The sequence below is a fragment of the Klebsiella sp. G-Nf4 genome, assembly GCF_002810615.1.
Lineage (GTDB): Bacteria > Pseudomonadota > Gammaproteobacteria > Enterobacterales > Enterobacteriaceae > Klebsiella > Klebsiella variicola.
Genome location: NZ_PION01000004.1, coordinates 225864 through 240991, shown reverse-complemented (window position 1 = coordinate 240991; position 15128 = coordinate 225864). Strand labels below are relative to the sequence as shown.

Sequence of the window (15128 nt, the reverse complement as noted above, 5' to 3'; positions counted from 1 at the left end):
ATATCATTTGTCGGCGGGGGGTAAGTCCGCGTCATGCTTCAAATTACCCGATCATCAGACCGTCATTTTTTTCATAAATCTGTCACAAAAGTGACGCATAATGACGCCGCACTTCTATACTGATGGCTAAAAAACACAGGGTAAATAATGGCGAGAAGAATTCTGGTCGTTGAAGATGAAGCTCCAATCCGCGAAATGGTCTGCTTTGTTCTGGAGCAAAATGGCTTTCAGCCCGTCGAGGCGGAAGATTATGACAGCGCGGTGAATCAACTCAATGAACCCTGGCCTGATTTGATTCTCCTTGACTGGATGCTGCCGGGTGGTTCGGGGCTGCAGTTTATTAAGTTGCTCAAGCGCGAGGCGATGACGCGGGATATCCCGGTCGTGATGCTGACCGCGCGTGGAGAAGAAGAGGATCGCGTTCGCGGCCTGGAGACCGGGGCGGATGATTACATTACCAAGCCTTTCTCACCGAAAGAGCTGGTGGCGCGGATCAAGGCGGTGATGCGCCGTATTTCGCCGATGGCGGTGGAAGAGGTGATCGAAATGCAGGGTCTGAGCCTCGACCCTTCGTCGCACCGGGTGATGACCGGCGACAGTCCGCTGGATATGGGGCCGACGGAATTTAAGTTATTGCACTTCTTTATGACCCATCCTGAGCGAGTGTACAGCCGCGAGCAGTTGCTGAACCACGTCTGGGGAACCAACGTCTATGTGGAAGACCGCACGGTGGACGTCCATATTCGCCGCCTGCGCAAAGCGCTGGAACACAGTGGCCATGATCGTATGGTGCAAACGGTTCGCGGCACGGGGTATCGTTTCTCCGCCCGTTTCTGAATTTTGACAGGAGTGTGACCCGTGCTGGAACGGCTGTCATGGAAAAGGCTGGCGCTGGAGCTCTTTTTAGCGTGTATTCCGGCCCTGATTCTGGGGGCATTTTGGGGGCATTTGCCGTGGTTTTTACTGGCGGCAGTGACCGGTTTGCTGGTCTGGCATTTCTGGAATTTGATGCGCCTGTCGTGGTGGCTGTGGGTGGATCGGAGCATGACTCCTCCGCCTGGCCGTGGCAGCTGGGAGCCGCTGCTGTATGGTCTGCATCAGATGCAGATGCGTAATAAAAAGCGTCGACGCGAGCTGGGAAGCCTGATTAAACGTTTTCGCAGCGGAGCGGAATCGCTGCCGGATGCGGTCGTACTGACCACGGAAGAGGGGGCCATTTTCTGGTGTAATGGCCTGGCGCAGCAGATTCTAAACCTGCGCTGGCCGGACGACAGTGGCCAAAATATTCTCAACCTCCTGCGTTATCCCGAGTTCGCCAACTATCTGAAACAGCGTGATTTTTCTAAGCCACTCAACCTGGTGCTGAATAACGCTCGCCATCTGGAAATTCGCGTGATGCCTTACACCGACAAGCAGTGGCTGATGGTGGCGCGCGACGTGACGCAGATGCATCAACTGGAAGGGGCGCGGCGGAACTTTTTCGCCAACGTCAGCCATGAACTGCGCACCCCGCTGACGGTGCTGCAGGGCTATCTGGAGATGATGCAGGAGCAGGTGCTGGAGGGGGCGACGCGGGAAAAAGCCCTGCACACCATGCGGGAGCAAACTCAGCGTATGGAAGGGCTGGTGAAGCAGTTGCTGACACTGTCGCGCATTGAAGCCGCGCCGGCGCTGGTGATGAATGATCGCATTGACGTGCCGATGATGCTGCGGGTGGTGGAGCGCGAGGCGCAGACCCTCAGCCAGGAGAAACAGACGCTGATCTTCACCGTTGACGAGCAGCTCAAGGTGCTTGGCAACGAGGAACAGCTGCGCAGCGCGATTTCCAACCTGGTCTATAACGCGGTGAACCACACCCCGCCTGGGACCGAAATTCGCGTCAGCTGGCAGCGGACCCCGCAGGGGGCGCTGTTCAGCGTTGAGGATAATGGACCGGGTATTGCGCCGGAGCACATTCCCCGTCTGACCGAGCGCTTTTATCGGGTGGATAAAGCTCGCTCCCGGCAAACGGGGGGCAGCGGTCTGGGACTGGCGATCGTCAAACACGCTGTCAACCATCATGACAGCCGGCTGGAGATCGCCAGCACGGTGGGCAAGGGAACCCGTTTTAGCTTCCTGCTCCCGGAACGATTAATTGCCAGAAACGACGCCTGATCGGCGTGCTGTCAGCTTATCTTGCCAATGACCAGCCCCGGCTGGTCATTTTCGTTGGCATCCCTTTTTTCCTCGCCTATTTAATGAACGTGTGCTGCTTTTTTGTTCGCATGATAAGCCACGGGTTTTCCATCAATATGGTAAATGATTCTGGTGCACAACTGATAACCAGCATAATCATCTGCTTTTGCGATCGTGCCTTGCTTTAAAACGTTATAAGCGTTTAAATTGCGCCTGCGTAGTCGATGACAGACTGCTTTTGCGTGGTAATACCAAAAACAATTCTTTCCCACGCCGCTTCGGGAGCATATCTCGCTGAGTTTACCGGCAATAGCCGCTGTATCGTCCCTGAGAGGGGAGCGCGGTATTTTTCCATTTTTTTACAACACCACATCCACAGGCAGTAATGAATTTATGACCCATCAGTTAAAATCTCGCGACATCATAGCGTTGGGCTTTATGACCTTCGCGTTGTTTGTTGGCGCAGGCAACATTATTTTCCCTCCGATGGTTGGCTTACAGGCGGGCGAGCACGTCTGGACGGCGGCGATCGGCTTCCTGATCACTGCGGTGGGTCTGCCGGTGCTGACGGTGGTGGCGCTGGCGAAAGTCGGCGGCGGCGTTGAAAGCCTGAGCACCCCCATTGGTAAAGTGGCGGGTATCCTGCTGGCGGTGGTGTGTTATCTTGCGGTGGGGCCGCTGTTCGCGACCCCGCGTACCGCGACCGTCTCCTTTGAGGTCGGTATTGCGCCGCTGACCGGCGATGGCCCGCTGCCGCTGTTGATCTACAGCGTTATCTACTTCGCGCTGGTGATTCTGGTCTCCCTCTATCCGGGCAAACTGCTGGACACCGTGGGCAACTTCCTCGCGCCGCTGAAAATTATTGCCCTGATTGTGCTGGCGGTAGCGGCCATTGTCTGGCCAGCGGGCCCGATCAGCGACGCGCTGGAAGCGTATCGCACGGCGCCATTCTCCAATGGCTTCGTTAACGGCTACCTGACCATGGATACCCTCGGCGCGATGGTGTTCGGGATCGTGATTGTCAATGCGGCACGCTCCCGCGGCGTCAGCGAAGCGCGTCTGTTGACCCGCTACACCGTCTGGGCTGGCCTGATGGCAGGCGTTGGCCTGACGCTGCTGTACCTGGCGTTGTTCCGTCTGGGTTCTGACAGCGCCACTCTCGTGGACCAGTCCGCCAACGGCGCGGCCATTCTGCACTCCTACGTGCAGCATACCTTCGGCGGGGCAGGCAGCTTCCTGCTGGCGGCGCTGATTTTCATCGCTTGCCTGGTGACGGCGGTGGGCCTGACCTGCGCCTGCGCCGAGTTCTTTGCCCAGTATCTGCCGTTCTCCTATCGCACGCTGGTCTTTATCCTTGGCCTGTTCTCGATGGCGGTCTCCAATCTGGGCCTGAGCCATCTGATTCAGGTGTCAATTCCGGTGCTGACCGCTATCTATCCGCCGTGTATCGCACTGGTTGTATTAAGCTTTACCCGCAGTTGGTGGCATAATTCGTCCCGCGTTATCGCGCCGGCCATGTTTATCAGTCTGATGTTTGGTATCATTGACGGGATTAAGTCATCGGCGTTTGCCGCGATTCTGCCGGCCTGGACCGCGCGTCTGCCGCTGGCGGAGCAGGGCCTGGCCTGGCTGATGCCCACCGCCGTGATGGTGTTCCTCGCGGTGATCTGGGATCGCGCAGCCGGACGTCAGGTGACTTCCAGCGCCCATTAACAGGCGTTAAGGAAAAGCGTTTAACCACGGGACTTCGGGTTCCGTGGTTTTTTATTTTTTGTGTTAAACGGCATTGAAAAAACCACGATGGAAAGTAGTAACAAGCTTAAGCGCGGGCTAAGCACCCGGCACATCCGCTTTATGGCCCTGGGTTCCGCCATCGGCACCGGGCTTTTTTACGGCTCAGCCGACGCCATTAAAATGGCCGGACCCAGCGTGCTGTTGGCCTACATTATCGGTGGCGTCGCGGCATATATCATTATGCGGGCGCTCGGTGAGATGTCGGTGCATAACCCTTCCGCCAGCTCATTTTCCCGCTATGCCCAGGAAAACCTCGGCGGACTGGCGGGCTATATCACCGGCTGGACCTACTGCTTCGAAATCCTGATCGTCGCCATCGCCGACGTCACCGCCTTCGGTATCTACATGGGCGTCTGGTTCCCGACGGTGCCGCACTGGATCTGGGTGCTCAGCGTGGTACTGATCATCTGCGCCGTCAACCTGATGAGCGTCAAGGTGTTTGGTGAGCTGGAGTTCTGGTTCTCGTTCTTCAAAGTGGCCACCATTATCATCATGATCCTCGCCGGGTTCGGCATTATTATCTGGGGGATCGGCAACGGCGGCCAGCCGACCGGCATTCATAACCTGTGGAGCAACGGTGGCTTCTTCAGCAACGGCTGGCTGGGGATGGTGATGTCGCTGCAGATGGTGATGTTCGCCTACGGCGGCATCGAAATCATCGGTATTACCGCCGGTGAGGCGAAAGACCCGGAGAAATCCATTCCGCGCGCGATCAACTCGGTGCCGATGCGTATTCTGGTGTTCTACGTCGGCACGCTGTTCGTCATTATGTCCATCTATCCGTGGAACCAGGTGGGAACCGACGGCAGCCCCTTTGTTCTGACCTTCCAGCATCTGGGCATTACCTTCGCGGCCAGTATTCTTAACTTCGTGGTCCTGACGGCTTCGCTGTCGGCGATTAACTCCGACGTGTTCGGCGTAGGTCGTATGCTGCACGGTATGGCTGAGCAGGGCAGTGCGCCGAAGGTGTTCGCTAAAACGTCGCGTCGCGGTATTCCGTGGGTGACGGTGATGGTGATGACCATTGCGCTGCTGTTTGCGGTGTATCTCAATTACATCATGCCGGAAAACGTCTTCCTGGTGATCGCCTCCCTGGCCACCTTCGCTACGGTGTGGGTGTGGATTATGATCCTGTTGTCACAGATTGCCTTCCGCCGCCGTCTGTCACCCGAAGAGGTTAAGGCGCTGAAATTCAAAGTCCCCGGCGGAGTGGTGACCACGGTAGTCGGCCTGGTGTTCCTGGCCTTTATTATCGCCCTGATCGGCTATCATCCGGATACTCGTATCTCGCTGTATGTCGGTATGGCGTGGATCGGCCTGCTGCTGCTGGGCTGGGTCTTTAAGACCCGTCGCGATCGCCGCCTGGCGCAGGCTCAGTAAATGACACCGCCCCGGTCAGCATCACGCGACCGGGGCGGCTTGCAGTCCCGCGTCCTCCCCCGTTATCCTCCCCCAAAAAATCCTGTGATGATGAGTTCTGCGCCTGACGGCTATGGCAAGGTGTGCCCATTCTGCACAATGAGGATTCACGATGTTGAAGGCATGGCACCTTCCGGTTGCACCCTTTATCAAGGTGCAACAGGACCGACTGTTTATTACCCTGTGGTTAAGCGGTGAGTCGCTGCCGCAGCGGATCACGCTGCGCGCGGAAGAAGATAACGAAGAGCTGTCGCTGCCGATGCAGCGGCTCCGCCAGGCGCCGCAGCCCGGCGTGGTGGTATGGCGCGGTGAAATCTCTCTCGCCAGCGGCCAGCCACGCCGCCGCTACAGCTTTAAGCTGCTGTGGGCTGACCATCAGCGCTGGTTTACGCCACAAGGTTTCACCCGTTTCCCGCCGGCCAGGCTGGAGCAGTTTGCCATTGACCTGCCGGACGCCGGCCCGCAGTGGGTGGTCGATCAGGTTTTCTATCAGATTTTCCCCGATCGCTTTGCCCGCAGCGCCGCACGTGAGGCTGACCAGGATGCAGTCTATTACCATCACGCGGCGGGGCGGGAGATTGTGCGCAAAGCGTGGGACGAACCGCTAACCGGCGAAGCGGGCGGGTCGACGTTCTACGGCGGCGATCTCGACGGCATCAGCGAAAAACTTCCGTATCTGAAGCAGCTCGGCGTCACCGCCCTCTATTTGAACCCGGTTTTCGCCGCCCCCAGCGTGCATAAATACGATACCGAGGATTATCGGCGCGTCGATCCGCAGTTTGGCGGCGACGCGGCGCTGCTCCGGCTGCGCCACAATACGCAGCGGGCGGGGATGCGTATGATCCTCGACGGTGTGTTCAACCATACCGGCGATTCCCATCCCTGGTTCGACCGACACCAGCAGGGCAGCGGCGGCGCCGGCCACTATCCGGACTCCCCGTGGCGCGACTGGTTCACCTTCTCAGAGGAGGGGCAGGCGCACAACTGGCTGGGCTATGCCAGTCTGCCGAAGCTCGACTATCGGTCGACCAGCCTGGTCAACGAGATCTATGCCGGCGAGGACAGCATCGTACGCCACTGGCTGAAGGCGCCGTGGAGCATGGACGGCTGGCGTCTGGACGTGGTGCATATGCTGGGCGAAGGTGGCGGGGCGCGAAATAACCTGCAGCATATCGCCGGCATCACTCAGGCGGCAAAGCAAACGCAGCCAGAAGCCTTTGTCTTTGGCGAACATTTTGGCGATGCGCGACAGTGGCTGCAGGCGGATGCCGAAGATTCGGCGATGAACTATCGCGGCTTTACCTTCCCGATCTGGGGATTCCTCGCCAATACTGATATTTCCTACGATCCGCAGAAGATAGACGCCCAGACCTGTATGGCGTGGATGGATAGTTATCGCGCCGGGCTGTCGCATCAGCAGCAGCTGCGGATGTTCAACCAGCTCGACAGCCATGATACGGCGCGCTTTAAATCTCTCCTTGGCAAAGACGTAGCACGCCTGCCGCTGGCGGTGGTGTGGCTGTTTAGCTGGCCGGGCGTACCGTGCATCTACTACGGCGACGAGGTGGGCGTGGATGGCAATAACGATCCGTTCTGCCGCAAACCGTTCCCGTGGGATCCGGCGCTGCAGGATACCCAACTGCTGGCGCTGTATCAGCGGATGGCAAAACTGCGTAAGGCTCAGCAGGCGCTGCGCTACGGCGGCTGCCAGGTGATTTACGCCGAGGATAACGTAGTGGTGTTTGTCCGGGTCTACAAACAGCAGCGGGTGCTGGTGGCAATTAACCGCGGGGAAGCCTGCGAGGTGGTTATCGAGGATTCCCCACTGCTGAACGTGGCAGGGTGGACGCTGCTGGAAGGCGCCGGCGCCTTCCAGGACGGAGTGCTGACCCTCCCGGCCATCTCCGCCAGCGTCTGGTCCGGCCGTTAACGGTAGAGCTGGCTCAGCAGGTCGTCGCGGAGGAGCGCCTCCCGCCACCAGTGCTGAGCCAGCCCGTCATTGCCGCTGCGCCAGGCCATGTAGGTGATATCTTTTTCCCGCCAGCAGGCGACGCTTTTCTCCACCAGACTGCCTTTTTCCAGCCACGGGCGAGCGATATGGCGCGGTAGAAAGCCGCAGCCCAACCCGGCGCACAGCAGTTCGACTTTACTGGCGAAATCATCGACGCCGATTTGCGGCTGCTCGTCGAGGAGATTGCTGTTTAGCGGATGGCAATAACGGGCGCTGTCGCGGATCACGATGGCCCGATGCTGGCTGAGCTGTTTATTGGTCAGTGGCTCCTTCGCCTGAGCCAGCGGGTGGGCGGGGGCAACCACGAAAATATTATCCAGTGCGCCGAGGGTTTGCCATGACCACTCTGCAGAGGTCGGGGGCTCATTGATGGCGCCGAGGATAATATCCGCGCCATGGTGGGTCAGCTCTTCCCACGAACCGGCGAGGGTGTGATGACTGAAGTTCAGGCGCGTCTGCGGATTTTGCGCATAAAACTCGGCGATCAGCGGCAGCAGGGCAGAAAAGGGAAAGGAAGCATCGAGGGCAATCGCCAGTTCGCGTTCCCAGCCCGCGCTTAGCTGCTGCGCCTGCTTTTCCAGATCTCTGGCGGCACTTAAAAGCTGCCGCCCCTTCTCCAGCATCAACCGGCCGGTATCGGTAAACTTCGCCCGGTGGCCGGAGCGATCCAACAGCACAATATCCAGATCGTTCTCCAGCTTTTGGATCATATAGCTCAGGGCGGCGGGGGTTTTATACAGCGACTCCGCGGCGGTGGCGAAGGAGCCGTGTCTGTCCAGGGCATCAAGGATCATGAGTACATCAAAGTTCACGCGCATAGGGGAGCTATCCATTAATTCATTTTCCCTTGTTGTACCTAAGCGCAATAATCAATGCCAGTGAATAAATCAGAACAGTTTGGCGTAAAAATTTGATTAATGCGGATGCGAGCAAATCCTTGCTACGGGCAAAAAAATAAACCACAAAAAAACTTTAATAACTTGTTAGAAATAACTGGCTATACTCACCATGCTTTATCAGTCAGGATCTACACGACGCATTAACCATCATGTAATCTTTTTAACTTATTGATTAAGAAGGTATTTAATGTCTATTCGTGAACTGCTCGATCCCACTAATTCCGCACTTATCTTTATTGACCACCAGCCGCAGATGTCATTTGGCGTGGCGAATATCGATCGCCAGACCCTGAAAAATAACACCGTGGCGCTGGCAAAAGCGGGCAAAATTTTTAATGTGCCGGTGATTTATACCTCCGTAGAGACCAAAAGCTTCAGCGGTTATATCTGGCCGGAATTATTGGCCGTGCATCCTGACGTCAAGCCGATTGAACGTACCTCAATGAACTCCTGGGAAGACGACGCGTTTGTGGCGGCGGTGAAAGCGACCGGCCGTAAAAAGCTGGTGATCTCTGCCCTGTGGACCGAAGTCTGTCTGACGTTCCCGGCGCTGATGGCGCTGGAAGCAGGCTACGAGGTGTACGTAGTGACGGATACCTCCGGCGGCACCTCTGTCGACGCCCATGAGCGGTCCATTGACCGGATGGTGCAGGCGGGCGCGGTGCCGGTCACCTGGCAACAGGTGCTGCTGGAGTACCAGCGCGACTGGTCACGCAAAGCGACCTACGATGCGGTGATGGACCTCGTACGCGAACACAGCGGCGCCTACGGGATGGGCGTGGATTACGCTTATACCATGGTGCATGGCGCGCCGGAGCGCAAAGCGTAAATCACTTCATCCTTCAGGCTGCCTCTTTGTCGGCTGCGTTTGCCCGTCCCCGGTCACTGCCTCAGCTCAGCTCCGGGGACGTACCACTCTGTCGCCTCGACGCAGCATGAATGATGTTGTGTATATCATTTATGGCCAATGGCGGGAGCAATCCTGTCATTCCCCTGAAGTAAGGAACGCTTTATGGCGCAGCAAAAATCGGTAACCCTGGTCATCAGCCATCTGCTCGATCCGCAACACGGCCAGCGCTACGAAGAGTGGCTCGGTAAAATTATGCCCATTGCGGCCGAGTTTCCCGGCCATCTTGGCGCGAATGTGATCCGTCCCACCGCGGGGCAGAATCTGTGGAGCGTGATTATCCGCTTCGATACCCTGGAGCACCTCTACGCCTGGACGCAGTCGGAAACCCGTCGGCAGCTGGTGGCAGAGATTGCGCCGCTGCTGACGGAAGGCGATCGGACGGAGGTGCGGACGGAGCCGGCCTTCTGGTTTACCCCGCCGGCGGCGAACGTGCGCCAGCCGCGGCGGTGGAAACAGTTTCTGATCACCCTGCTGGTGATTTTTCCCAGCACCAACCTGGTGCCTGCGGTCACCGGCATGCTGTTGCCGTCGCTCAAAGGGAGCCTGCTGCTGCACCTGATCAATGATGCCTGCGTGGTTGCGCTGGTGGTCTGGTTCTGGATGCCCATCGTGACCCGCCTGTTTGCTGGCTGGTTAAAGAAAAACTGAGTCAGCCTCCTCAAGGAGTGCGTTATGTCGCAAACTGCCACACTGATTCTGACCCACGGTCAGATTCATACCCTCGATCGTGCGAATCCCTTGGCGGAAGCCGTGGCCATCGCCGACGGAAAAATTGTTGCTACCGGAAGTCACGATCGGATCATGAGCTTTGCCGCCGAGGGGACGCAAATCGTCGATCTCAAAGGGCATACGGTGATCCCTGGGCTCAACGATTCTCACCTGCACCTGATCCGCGGTGGGTTGAACTACAACCTTGAGCTCCGCTGGGAGGGCGTCCCCTCGCTGGCCGATGCCCTGCGAATGCTTAAGGATCAGGCCGATCGCACTCCCTCCCCGCAGTGGGTGCGGGTGGTCGGCGGCTGGAGCGAATTCCAGTTCGCCGAGCGGCGGATGCCAACCCTGGAAGAGCTGAACGACGCGGCGCCCGATACACCGGTGTTTGTGCTGCATCTCTACGATCGCGCGCTGCTGAACCGCGCGGCGCTGAAAGCCGTGGGTTATACCAAAGAGACGCCGGATCCGGTGGGCGGAGAGATCGTCCGCGATAGCCGTGGCAACCCGACCGGGATGCTGATCGCCAAGCCGAACGCCATGATCCTCTACGCTACGCTGGCCAAAGGGCCGAAGCTGCCGCTGGATCTGCAGGTGAATTCTACCCGCCAGTTTATGCGCGAGCTGAACCGACTGGGGCTGACCAGCGCCATCGACGCCGGGGGCGGTTTCCAGAACTATCCGGAAGATTATGAAATTATCGAACAGCTGCATGCGAAAGAGCAGATGACCGTGCGCATCGCTTACAACCTGTTTACCCAGCGGCCGAAGCAGGAGCTGGAGGACTTCGAACGCTGGACCGATATGCTGAAGCCGGGGCAGGGCACCGACTTCTATCGCGCCAACGGCGCCGGCGAGATGCTGGTGTTCTCGGCGGCGGATTTTGAAGATTTCCTGCAGCCGCGGCCGGATCTGCCGCAAGGCATGGAGGATGAGCTGGAGCGGGTGGTGCGCCATCTGGTGGAGCATCGCTGGCCGTTCCGCCTGCATGCCACCTACGACGAGTCCATCAGTCGGATGCTGGACGTGTTTGAGAAGGTGAACCGCGATATCCCGTTTAATGGTCTGCACTGGTTCTTCGATCATGCCGAGACCATTACCGAGCGTAACATTGAGCGGGTGAAGGCGCTGGGCGGCGGTATTGCGGTGCAGCATCGGATGGCCTTCCAGGGCGAATATTTTGTCGATCGCTACGGCAAAGAGGCGGTGAAACATACCCCGCCGGTAGCGAAAATGCTGGAACTGGACGTGCCGGTGGGGCTGGGCACCGATGCGACCCGCGTCGCCAGCTATAATCCGTGGACTGCGCTGTACTGGCTGGTCTCCGGGCGCACCGTTGGCGGGATGGCGATGTATGACGACGACAACCGCTTGCCGCGCGATGTCGCGCTGGAGCTGTGGACGGCGGGCAGCGCCTGGTTCTCCAGCGAGCAAGGCAAGAAAGGCCGTCTGGCCGCCGGTCAGCTTGCCGATCTGGTGGTGCTGTCGAAAGACTACTTCAGTGTCGCGGAAGAGGAGATCAAAGGCATTGAGTCCGTGCTGACGGTGGTTGATGGCAAAGTGGTGTACGCCGCCGGTCACTTCTCGCCGCTGGCGCCGCCGCCTATTCCGGTGCTGCCTGAGTGGTCACCGGTGGTGAAAGTCCCGGGTCATTACCGTTCCGCTCCGCCGGCGGCGGCTAAAATCGGCGCCATAGTGCAGATGCACCAGTGCTGCGGCAGCTGCGGCGTTCACGGCCACCAACATGATATTGCGCGCAAGTCGTCGATTCCGGTCTCCGATGAGCAAGCTTTCTGGGGCGTGCTGGGCTGCTCCTGCTTTGCCTTCTGATACCTGACGCCTCCGCCCCGGCAGCTTCGGGGCGGAGGTTTCAGCCCAGGCCCGGCGTCAATAGCGCTGCTGTGAGCCAAAAAGCGCCATGCGGCGGGCAATCATCTCGCGTACTGGCTGCAGTCCCTGGGTGATGACTTTCCGCGGATCGTTCACATCGTGCCCGGTGTCGGCGGCAAAGATCGCTTTCACCTGCTGACACCAGGCGTACATGTTTTCGGTATTGACGTTAATCTTGGCGGTGCCGCAGGCAATCGCCCGGCGCATATCCTCATCGGCAATACCGGTGCCGCCATGCAGCACCAGCGGGACCTTCACGCGCTCGGCAATGGCTTTCATCTCAGTAAATCCCAGCCGGGCTTTACCTTTATACAGACCATGGGTGGAACCCAGCGCGGCGGCGAGGCAATCCACCTGCGTTTCTGTCACCAGGGTGTAGCACTCTTCAGGATCGGCGTAAATGACCTCGGAGTTAACGATACCATCTTCACTGCCGGCGATGGTCCCCAGTTCGGCTTCCACGGAGATGCCCTTGCTGTGCGCCAGCGCCACCAGGTGGCGGGTGATGGTCAGGTTTTCCCTGAACGGCAGATGTGAACCATCAAACATAATGGAACTGAAGCCGGCAGCGATCGCGGCTTCGCAGGCCTCCTGGGTAGTGCCGTGATCCAGATGCAGAGCCACCGGAATATCAATATGTAAATAATCTATGGCATTAACCACAATATCATGAATACATTTAAGCCCGAGCATATGCTTAACCGTGCCGCCAGACACGCCCAAAATAACCGGTGAGCGGCACTGCTGGGCGGTGCTTAATACGGCGCCGACCCATTCCAGATTATTAATGTTGAACTGACCGACGGCGTAACCGTTCTTTAGGGCATGCTGAAGCATGTCCTTCATCGACACTAACATATTCACCTCTTGATATGTATTAAACGCAGTTATTCTTCAAAATATTGCTTTAAGTTTCTCTCGTAGCTATTTAGCGAGTGGTGGACGACCGCCAGATCCGGCATCGATTCCCGTACCCCTTTTTTCTCAATAGAAATAGCGGCGGTCAGGCTGGCAAATAAAATAATATTATCAATATGCCATGAATAATGGACGCCATAGGTAAAGGCGCCGTGAAAAACATCCCCGGCGCCAGTGGTATCAACGGCATTGCACAGCCAGGAAGGGACGATCTGCAGCATACCGCTCTTTAAGAAGGCACAGCCTTTTTCGCCAAGGGTGATAAACGCCTCGCCGCGGCAAATTTTATTCAGCTCAATCAGGGCTGCTTTAATGTCTGCTTCGGTGCTCAGTAAACGATAGCTCATATAATCGCGGGCAAAATGTTCGCTTACGACAAAATAGTCAGTCCAGGCCGCCAGTTTAATATTGCTGGCACGCAGTGAACCCCCGTCCATCACGACTTTGGCGTGGGGCAGCTTCTTAATTAAATATTCACTGATTTCTGCCTCATGGCCGTCAATTAAAATGGTGACTGGCTCCTCGCTGGCAATCAATCGCTCGGCGAGGTCGTCCAGTTTCAGTTTTTGATCGTAGGTCAGGGAAGGTGGTGTTTGCATCTTGCGGGTAATAATCGTCCGCGAACCCGTTAAGCGATTGACCAGCACCGAGGCCAGCGGGGTGATCATGTCATCGGAGAAAACCACCTGGCTGGTATCCACGCCCGCCTCGGCAAATTCATCAATAATGCGCTGGCCGTAAAGGTCCTGATGCAGATGACCAATGTAATAGACCTCCTCACCCCACAATCCCAGCAGCCATGCCGCATTGGCCGCTGGGCCGCCGCCGCTTTCTATAAAATCATGACAAAAGTTTTTGGTATTCTCCTGAGGCCATTCATTGAGAAAGAAAAACTGATCGAAACAAGCAAATCCAATGGACAAAATAGCCATAACCACTCCTGATTATTGGTCAGCGGCGGGGGAGCGTGACCTCCCCGCCGGGAAAAATGACGTCGCTTATTCATTTTTCTGCTTCGCCGTGAGCTCCTCATAGCTGAGCGTATCGCCCACCACCCGTACATGACGGAAACAGAAAGGCGCCAGCAGCGCGACGAGCAGCACCAGACAAATCAGATAGATAGTGACCTGGCCAAACTGGGTGAATGCATTGCCGATGATGATGCCCCATACCGCGAAGTCGAAATCGGCGAAGGTGCTGTTTTCAAACCCGAGGTTGCCGAGCGCCGGCAGCAGCATCGCCGGCAGGAAGGCGAGGAAGATCCCACCGATAAAGGAGGCGATGATACATCCGCGCTTACCGCCCAGCTTGTCGGCGAAGACGCCGGACGTGCCGCCGCAGAAGAAGTGCGGCACCATGCCGGGAATAATCAGCGCCATGCCCAGCCCGCCGAGCAAGAGCATCCCGACCAGCCCGCCCACGAAGGAGCTGATGAATCCCACCACCACGGCGGTGGGGCTAAAGGTGAAGAATACCGCGCAGTCAACGGCCGGTATGGAGTCCGGGATCAGCTTCTGGCTGATGCCCTGGAATGCCGGCACCAGATCGCCAAGGATCAGCCGCACACCGTTGTACACAATGGCCACGCCAACGGCGAACTGCAGGCCGGTCAGCACTGAGAAGATCAGCATGTTTTGGTCGGTGATGGTGCTCAGGTATGCCGACCCGGCGACAGCGCTGCAGACAAAGTAGATAACAAACATCACGATACCGGTGGTGACTGTGGTATCGCGCAGAAAGCCCCACTTTTCTGAAATTTCGGTATCCGCGAAGGAATTTGCCGGATTGCCGGTCCGGCTGGCGATCCAGGCCGAGAGGTAGTAGCCGAGGGAGCCGAAATGACCCATGGCGATCCCTCCGTCTTCCGTGACCTGCTTGGTGTAACGCTGACCAATGGCGGGGGAGATGGCGGACCATGATCCCAGCAGGAATCCGCCGATCAGGATCAACATCCAGCCATGGAACTCCGCCGCCTGCAGGACGGCGGAAAACAGGCAGGCGAGAAAGAACGAGTGATGGCCGGTCAGAAAGATATATTTATACTTGGTACAGCGGGCGATAATCAGGTTGAAAATAAAACCTAACAGTAAAATACTCATGGTTTCCACGCCCAGCATCTTCTGGGCGACGGAGACAATGGCTTCATTGTTTGGAATAACACCGCGGATATTAAATCCGGCCTCGATAATACCGCCCAGCGGGTTGAGATTGGCAACGATAACGCCTGCGCCAGCGCTCAACATCAAATAACCTAAAATCGGTTTTAATGTGCCGGTAAGGAGTTTATTACCGGGGGAGCGCAGCGCCACTAAACCGACAAAAGCAATCAGCCCCATTAAAAAAGCAGGTTGACTGAATATTTCCGCTAAGAAACTAAGAATAGCCTGCATGGTCGTTCCCT

12 protein-coding genes are annotated in these 15128 nt (G+C 57.4%); 8 read left to right on the top strand and 4 right to left on the bottom strand.

Features of this window, described 5'->3' with window-relative positions:
• Positions 1-147 precede the first annotated feature (147 nt).
• The 5 genes from phoB to malZ all read left to right on the top strand — a co-directional run bounded on the left by phoB (position 148) and on the right by malZ (position 7318).
• A complete protein-coding gene (gene phoB / locus CWM57_RS11180; protein ID WP_002890343.1) occupies positions 148-837 on the top strand; it encodes a phosphate response regulator transcription factor PhoB in 690 nt (229 codons plus the stop codon).
• 21 nt (positions 838-858) lie between these two features.
• Complete coding sequence (phoR, locus tag CWM57_RS11175) at positions 859-2154, top strand: phosphate regulon sensor histidine kinase PhoR (RefSeq protein WP_061155593.1); 1296 nt, start codon at positions 859-861, stop codon at positions 2152-2154.
• Positions 2155-2568: 414 nt separating this feature from the next.
• On the top strand, positions 2569-3888 hold the full coding sequence (brnQ, locus tag CWM57_RS11170; protein ID WP_061155592.1) for a branched-chain amino acid transporter carrier protein BrnQ: 1320 nt from the start codon (positions 2569-2571) through the stop codon (positions 3886-3888).
• Between the two features lie 87 nt (positions 3889-3975).
• On the top strand, positions 3976-5349 hold the full coding sequence (gene proY / locus CWM57_RS11165; protein WP_061156408.1) for a proline-specific permease ProY: 1374 nt from the start codon (positions 3976-3978) through the stop codon (positions 5347-5349).
• 151 nt (positions 5350-5500) lie between these two features.
• Complete coding sequence (gene malZ, locus CWM57_RS11160) at positions 5501-7318, top strand: maltodextrin glucosidase (RefSeq protein ID WP_100676209.1); 1818 nt, start codon at positions 5501-5503, stop codon at positions 7316-7318.
• On the opposite strand, the gene CWM57_RS11155 is transcribed toward malZ, so the two are convergent.
• The gene (locus tag CWM57_RS11155; protein ID WP_074386813.1) at positions 7315-8217 is read right to left on the bottom strand and encodes a LysR substrate-binding domain-containing protein; all 903 of its coding nucleotides are present in this window, start codon (positions 8215-8217) and stop codon (positions 7315-7317) included. The two genes, malZ and CWM57_RS11155, sit on opposite strands and share 4 nt — an antisense overlap.
• A gap of 268 nt (positions 8218-8485) precedes the next feature.
• On the opposite strand from CWM57_RS11155, the gene CWM57_RS11150 reads away from it, so the two are divergent.
• From CWM57_RS11150 to CWM57_RS11140, 3 genes are all read left to right on the top strand, one after another.
• Positions 8486-9127, top strand: a complete 642-nt coding sequence (locus CWM57_RS11150) for a hydrolase (protein ID WP_002890357.1) — start codon at positions 8486-8488, stop codon at positions 9125-9127.
• Between the two features lie 183 nt (positions 9128-9310).
• Positions 9311-9856 carry an antibiotic biosynthesis monooxygenase gene (locus CWM57_RS11145; protein WP_074386758.1) on the top strand — a complete coding sequence of 182 codons (546 nt, stop codon included), beginning with the start codon at positions 9311-9313 and terminating at the stop codon, positions 9854-9856.
• 24 nt (positions 9857-9880) lie between these two features.
• Positions 9881-11749: an amidohydrolase gene (locus CWM57_RS11140; RefSeq protein WP_074386757.1), complete on the top strand. Its 1869-nt coding sequence runs from the start codon at positions 9881-9883 to the stop codon at positions 11747-11749.
• A 57-nt stretch (positions 11750-11806) separates the two neighbouring features.
• Here CWM57_RS11140 and fba read toward each other — a convergent pair whose 3' ends face one another.
• From fba to CWM57_RS11125, 3 genes are all read right to left on the bottom strand, one after another.
• Positions 11807-12661 carry a class II fructose-1,6-bisphosphate aldolase gene (gene fba / locus CWM57_RS11135; protein ID WP_162493339.1) on the bottom strand — a complete coding sequence of 285 codons (855 nt, stop codon included), beginning with the start codon at positions 12659-12661 and terminating at the stop codon, positions 11807-11809.
• A gap of 35 nt (positions 12662-12696) precedes the next feature.
• Positions 12697-13659, bottom strand: a complete 963-nt coding sequence (locus CWM57_RS11130) for a carbohydrate kinase family protein (RefSeq protein WP_100676208.1) — start codon at positions 13657-13659, stop codon at positions 12697-12699.
• 66 nt (positions 13660-13725) lie between these two features.
• Positions 13726-15117 carry a PTS ascorbate transporter subunit IIC gene (locus CWM57_RS11125; protein WP_012542705.1) on the bottom strand — a complete coding sequence of 464 codons (1392 nt, stop codon included), beginning with the start codon at positions 15115-15117 and terminating at the stop codon, positions 13726-13728.
• Positions 15118-15128 lie beyond the last annotated feature (11 nt).

What these genes read in the sequence shown, in the direction of transcription:
- CWM57_RS11150 (WP_002890357.1), top strand. Translation starts at nt 8,486, where the DNA reads ATGTCTATTCGTGAACTGCTCGATCCCACTAATTCCGCACTTATCTTT.
- brnQ (WP_061155592.1), top strand. Translation starts at nt 2,569, where the DNA reads ATGACCCATCAGTTAAAATCTCGCGACATCATAGCGTTGGGCTTTATG.
- phoB (WP_002890343.1), top strand. Translation starts at nt 148, where the DNA reads ATGGCGAGAAGAATTCTGGTCGTTGAAGATGAAGCTCCAATCCGCGAA.
- CWM57_RS11125 (WP_012542705.1), bottom strand. Translation starts at nt 15,117, where the DNA reads ATGCAGGCTATTCTTAGTTTCTTAGCGGAAATATTCAGTCAACCTGCT.
- CWM57_RS11155 (WP_074386813.1), bottom strand. Translation starts at nt 8,217, where the DNA reads ATGCGCGTGAACTTTGATGTACTCATGATCCTTGATGCCCTGGACAGA.
- CWM57_RS11130 (WP_100676208.1), bottom strand. Translation starts at nt 13,659, where the DNA reads ATGGCTATTTTGTCCATTGGATTTGCTTGTTTCGATCAGTTTTTCTTT.
- malZ (WP_100676209.1), top strand. Translation starts at nt 5,501, where the DNA reads ATGTTGAAGGCATGGCACCTTCCGGTTGCACCCTTTATCAAGGTGCAA.
- CWM57_RS11140 (WP_074386757.1), top strand. Translation starts at nt 9,881, where the DNA reads ATGTCGCAAACTGCCACACTGATTCTGACCCACGGTCAGATTCATACC.
- CWM57_RS11145 (WP_074386758.1), top strand. Translation starts at nt 9,311, where the DNA reads ATGGCGCAGCAAAAATCGGTAACCCTGGTCATCAGCCATCTGCTCGAT.
- proY (WP_061156408.1), top strand. Translation starts at nt 3,976, where the DNA reads ATGGAAAGTAGTAACAAGCTTAAGCGCGGGCTAAGCACCCGGCACATC.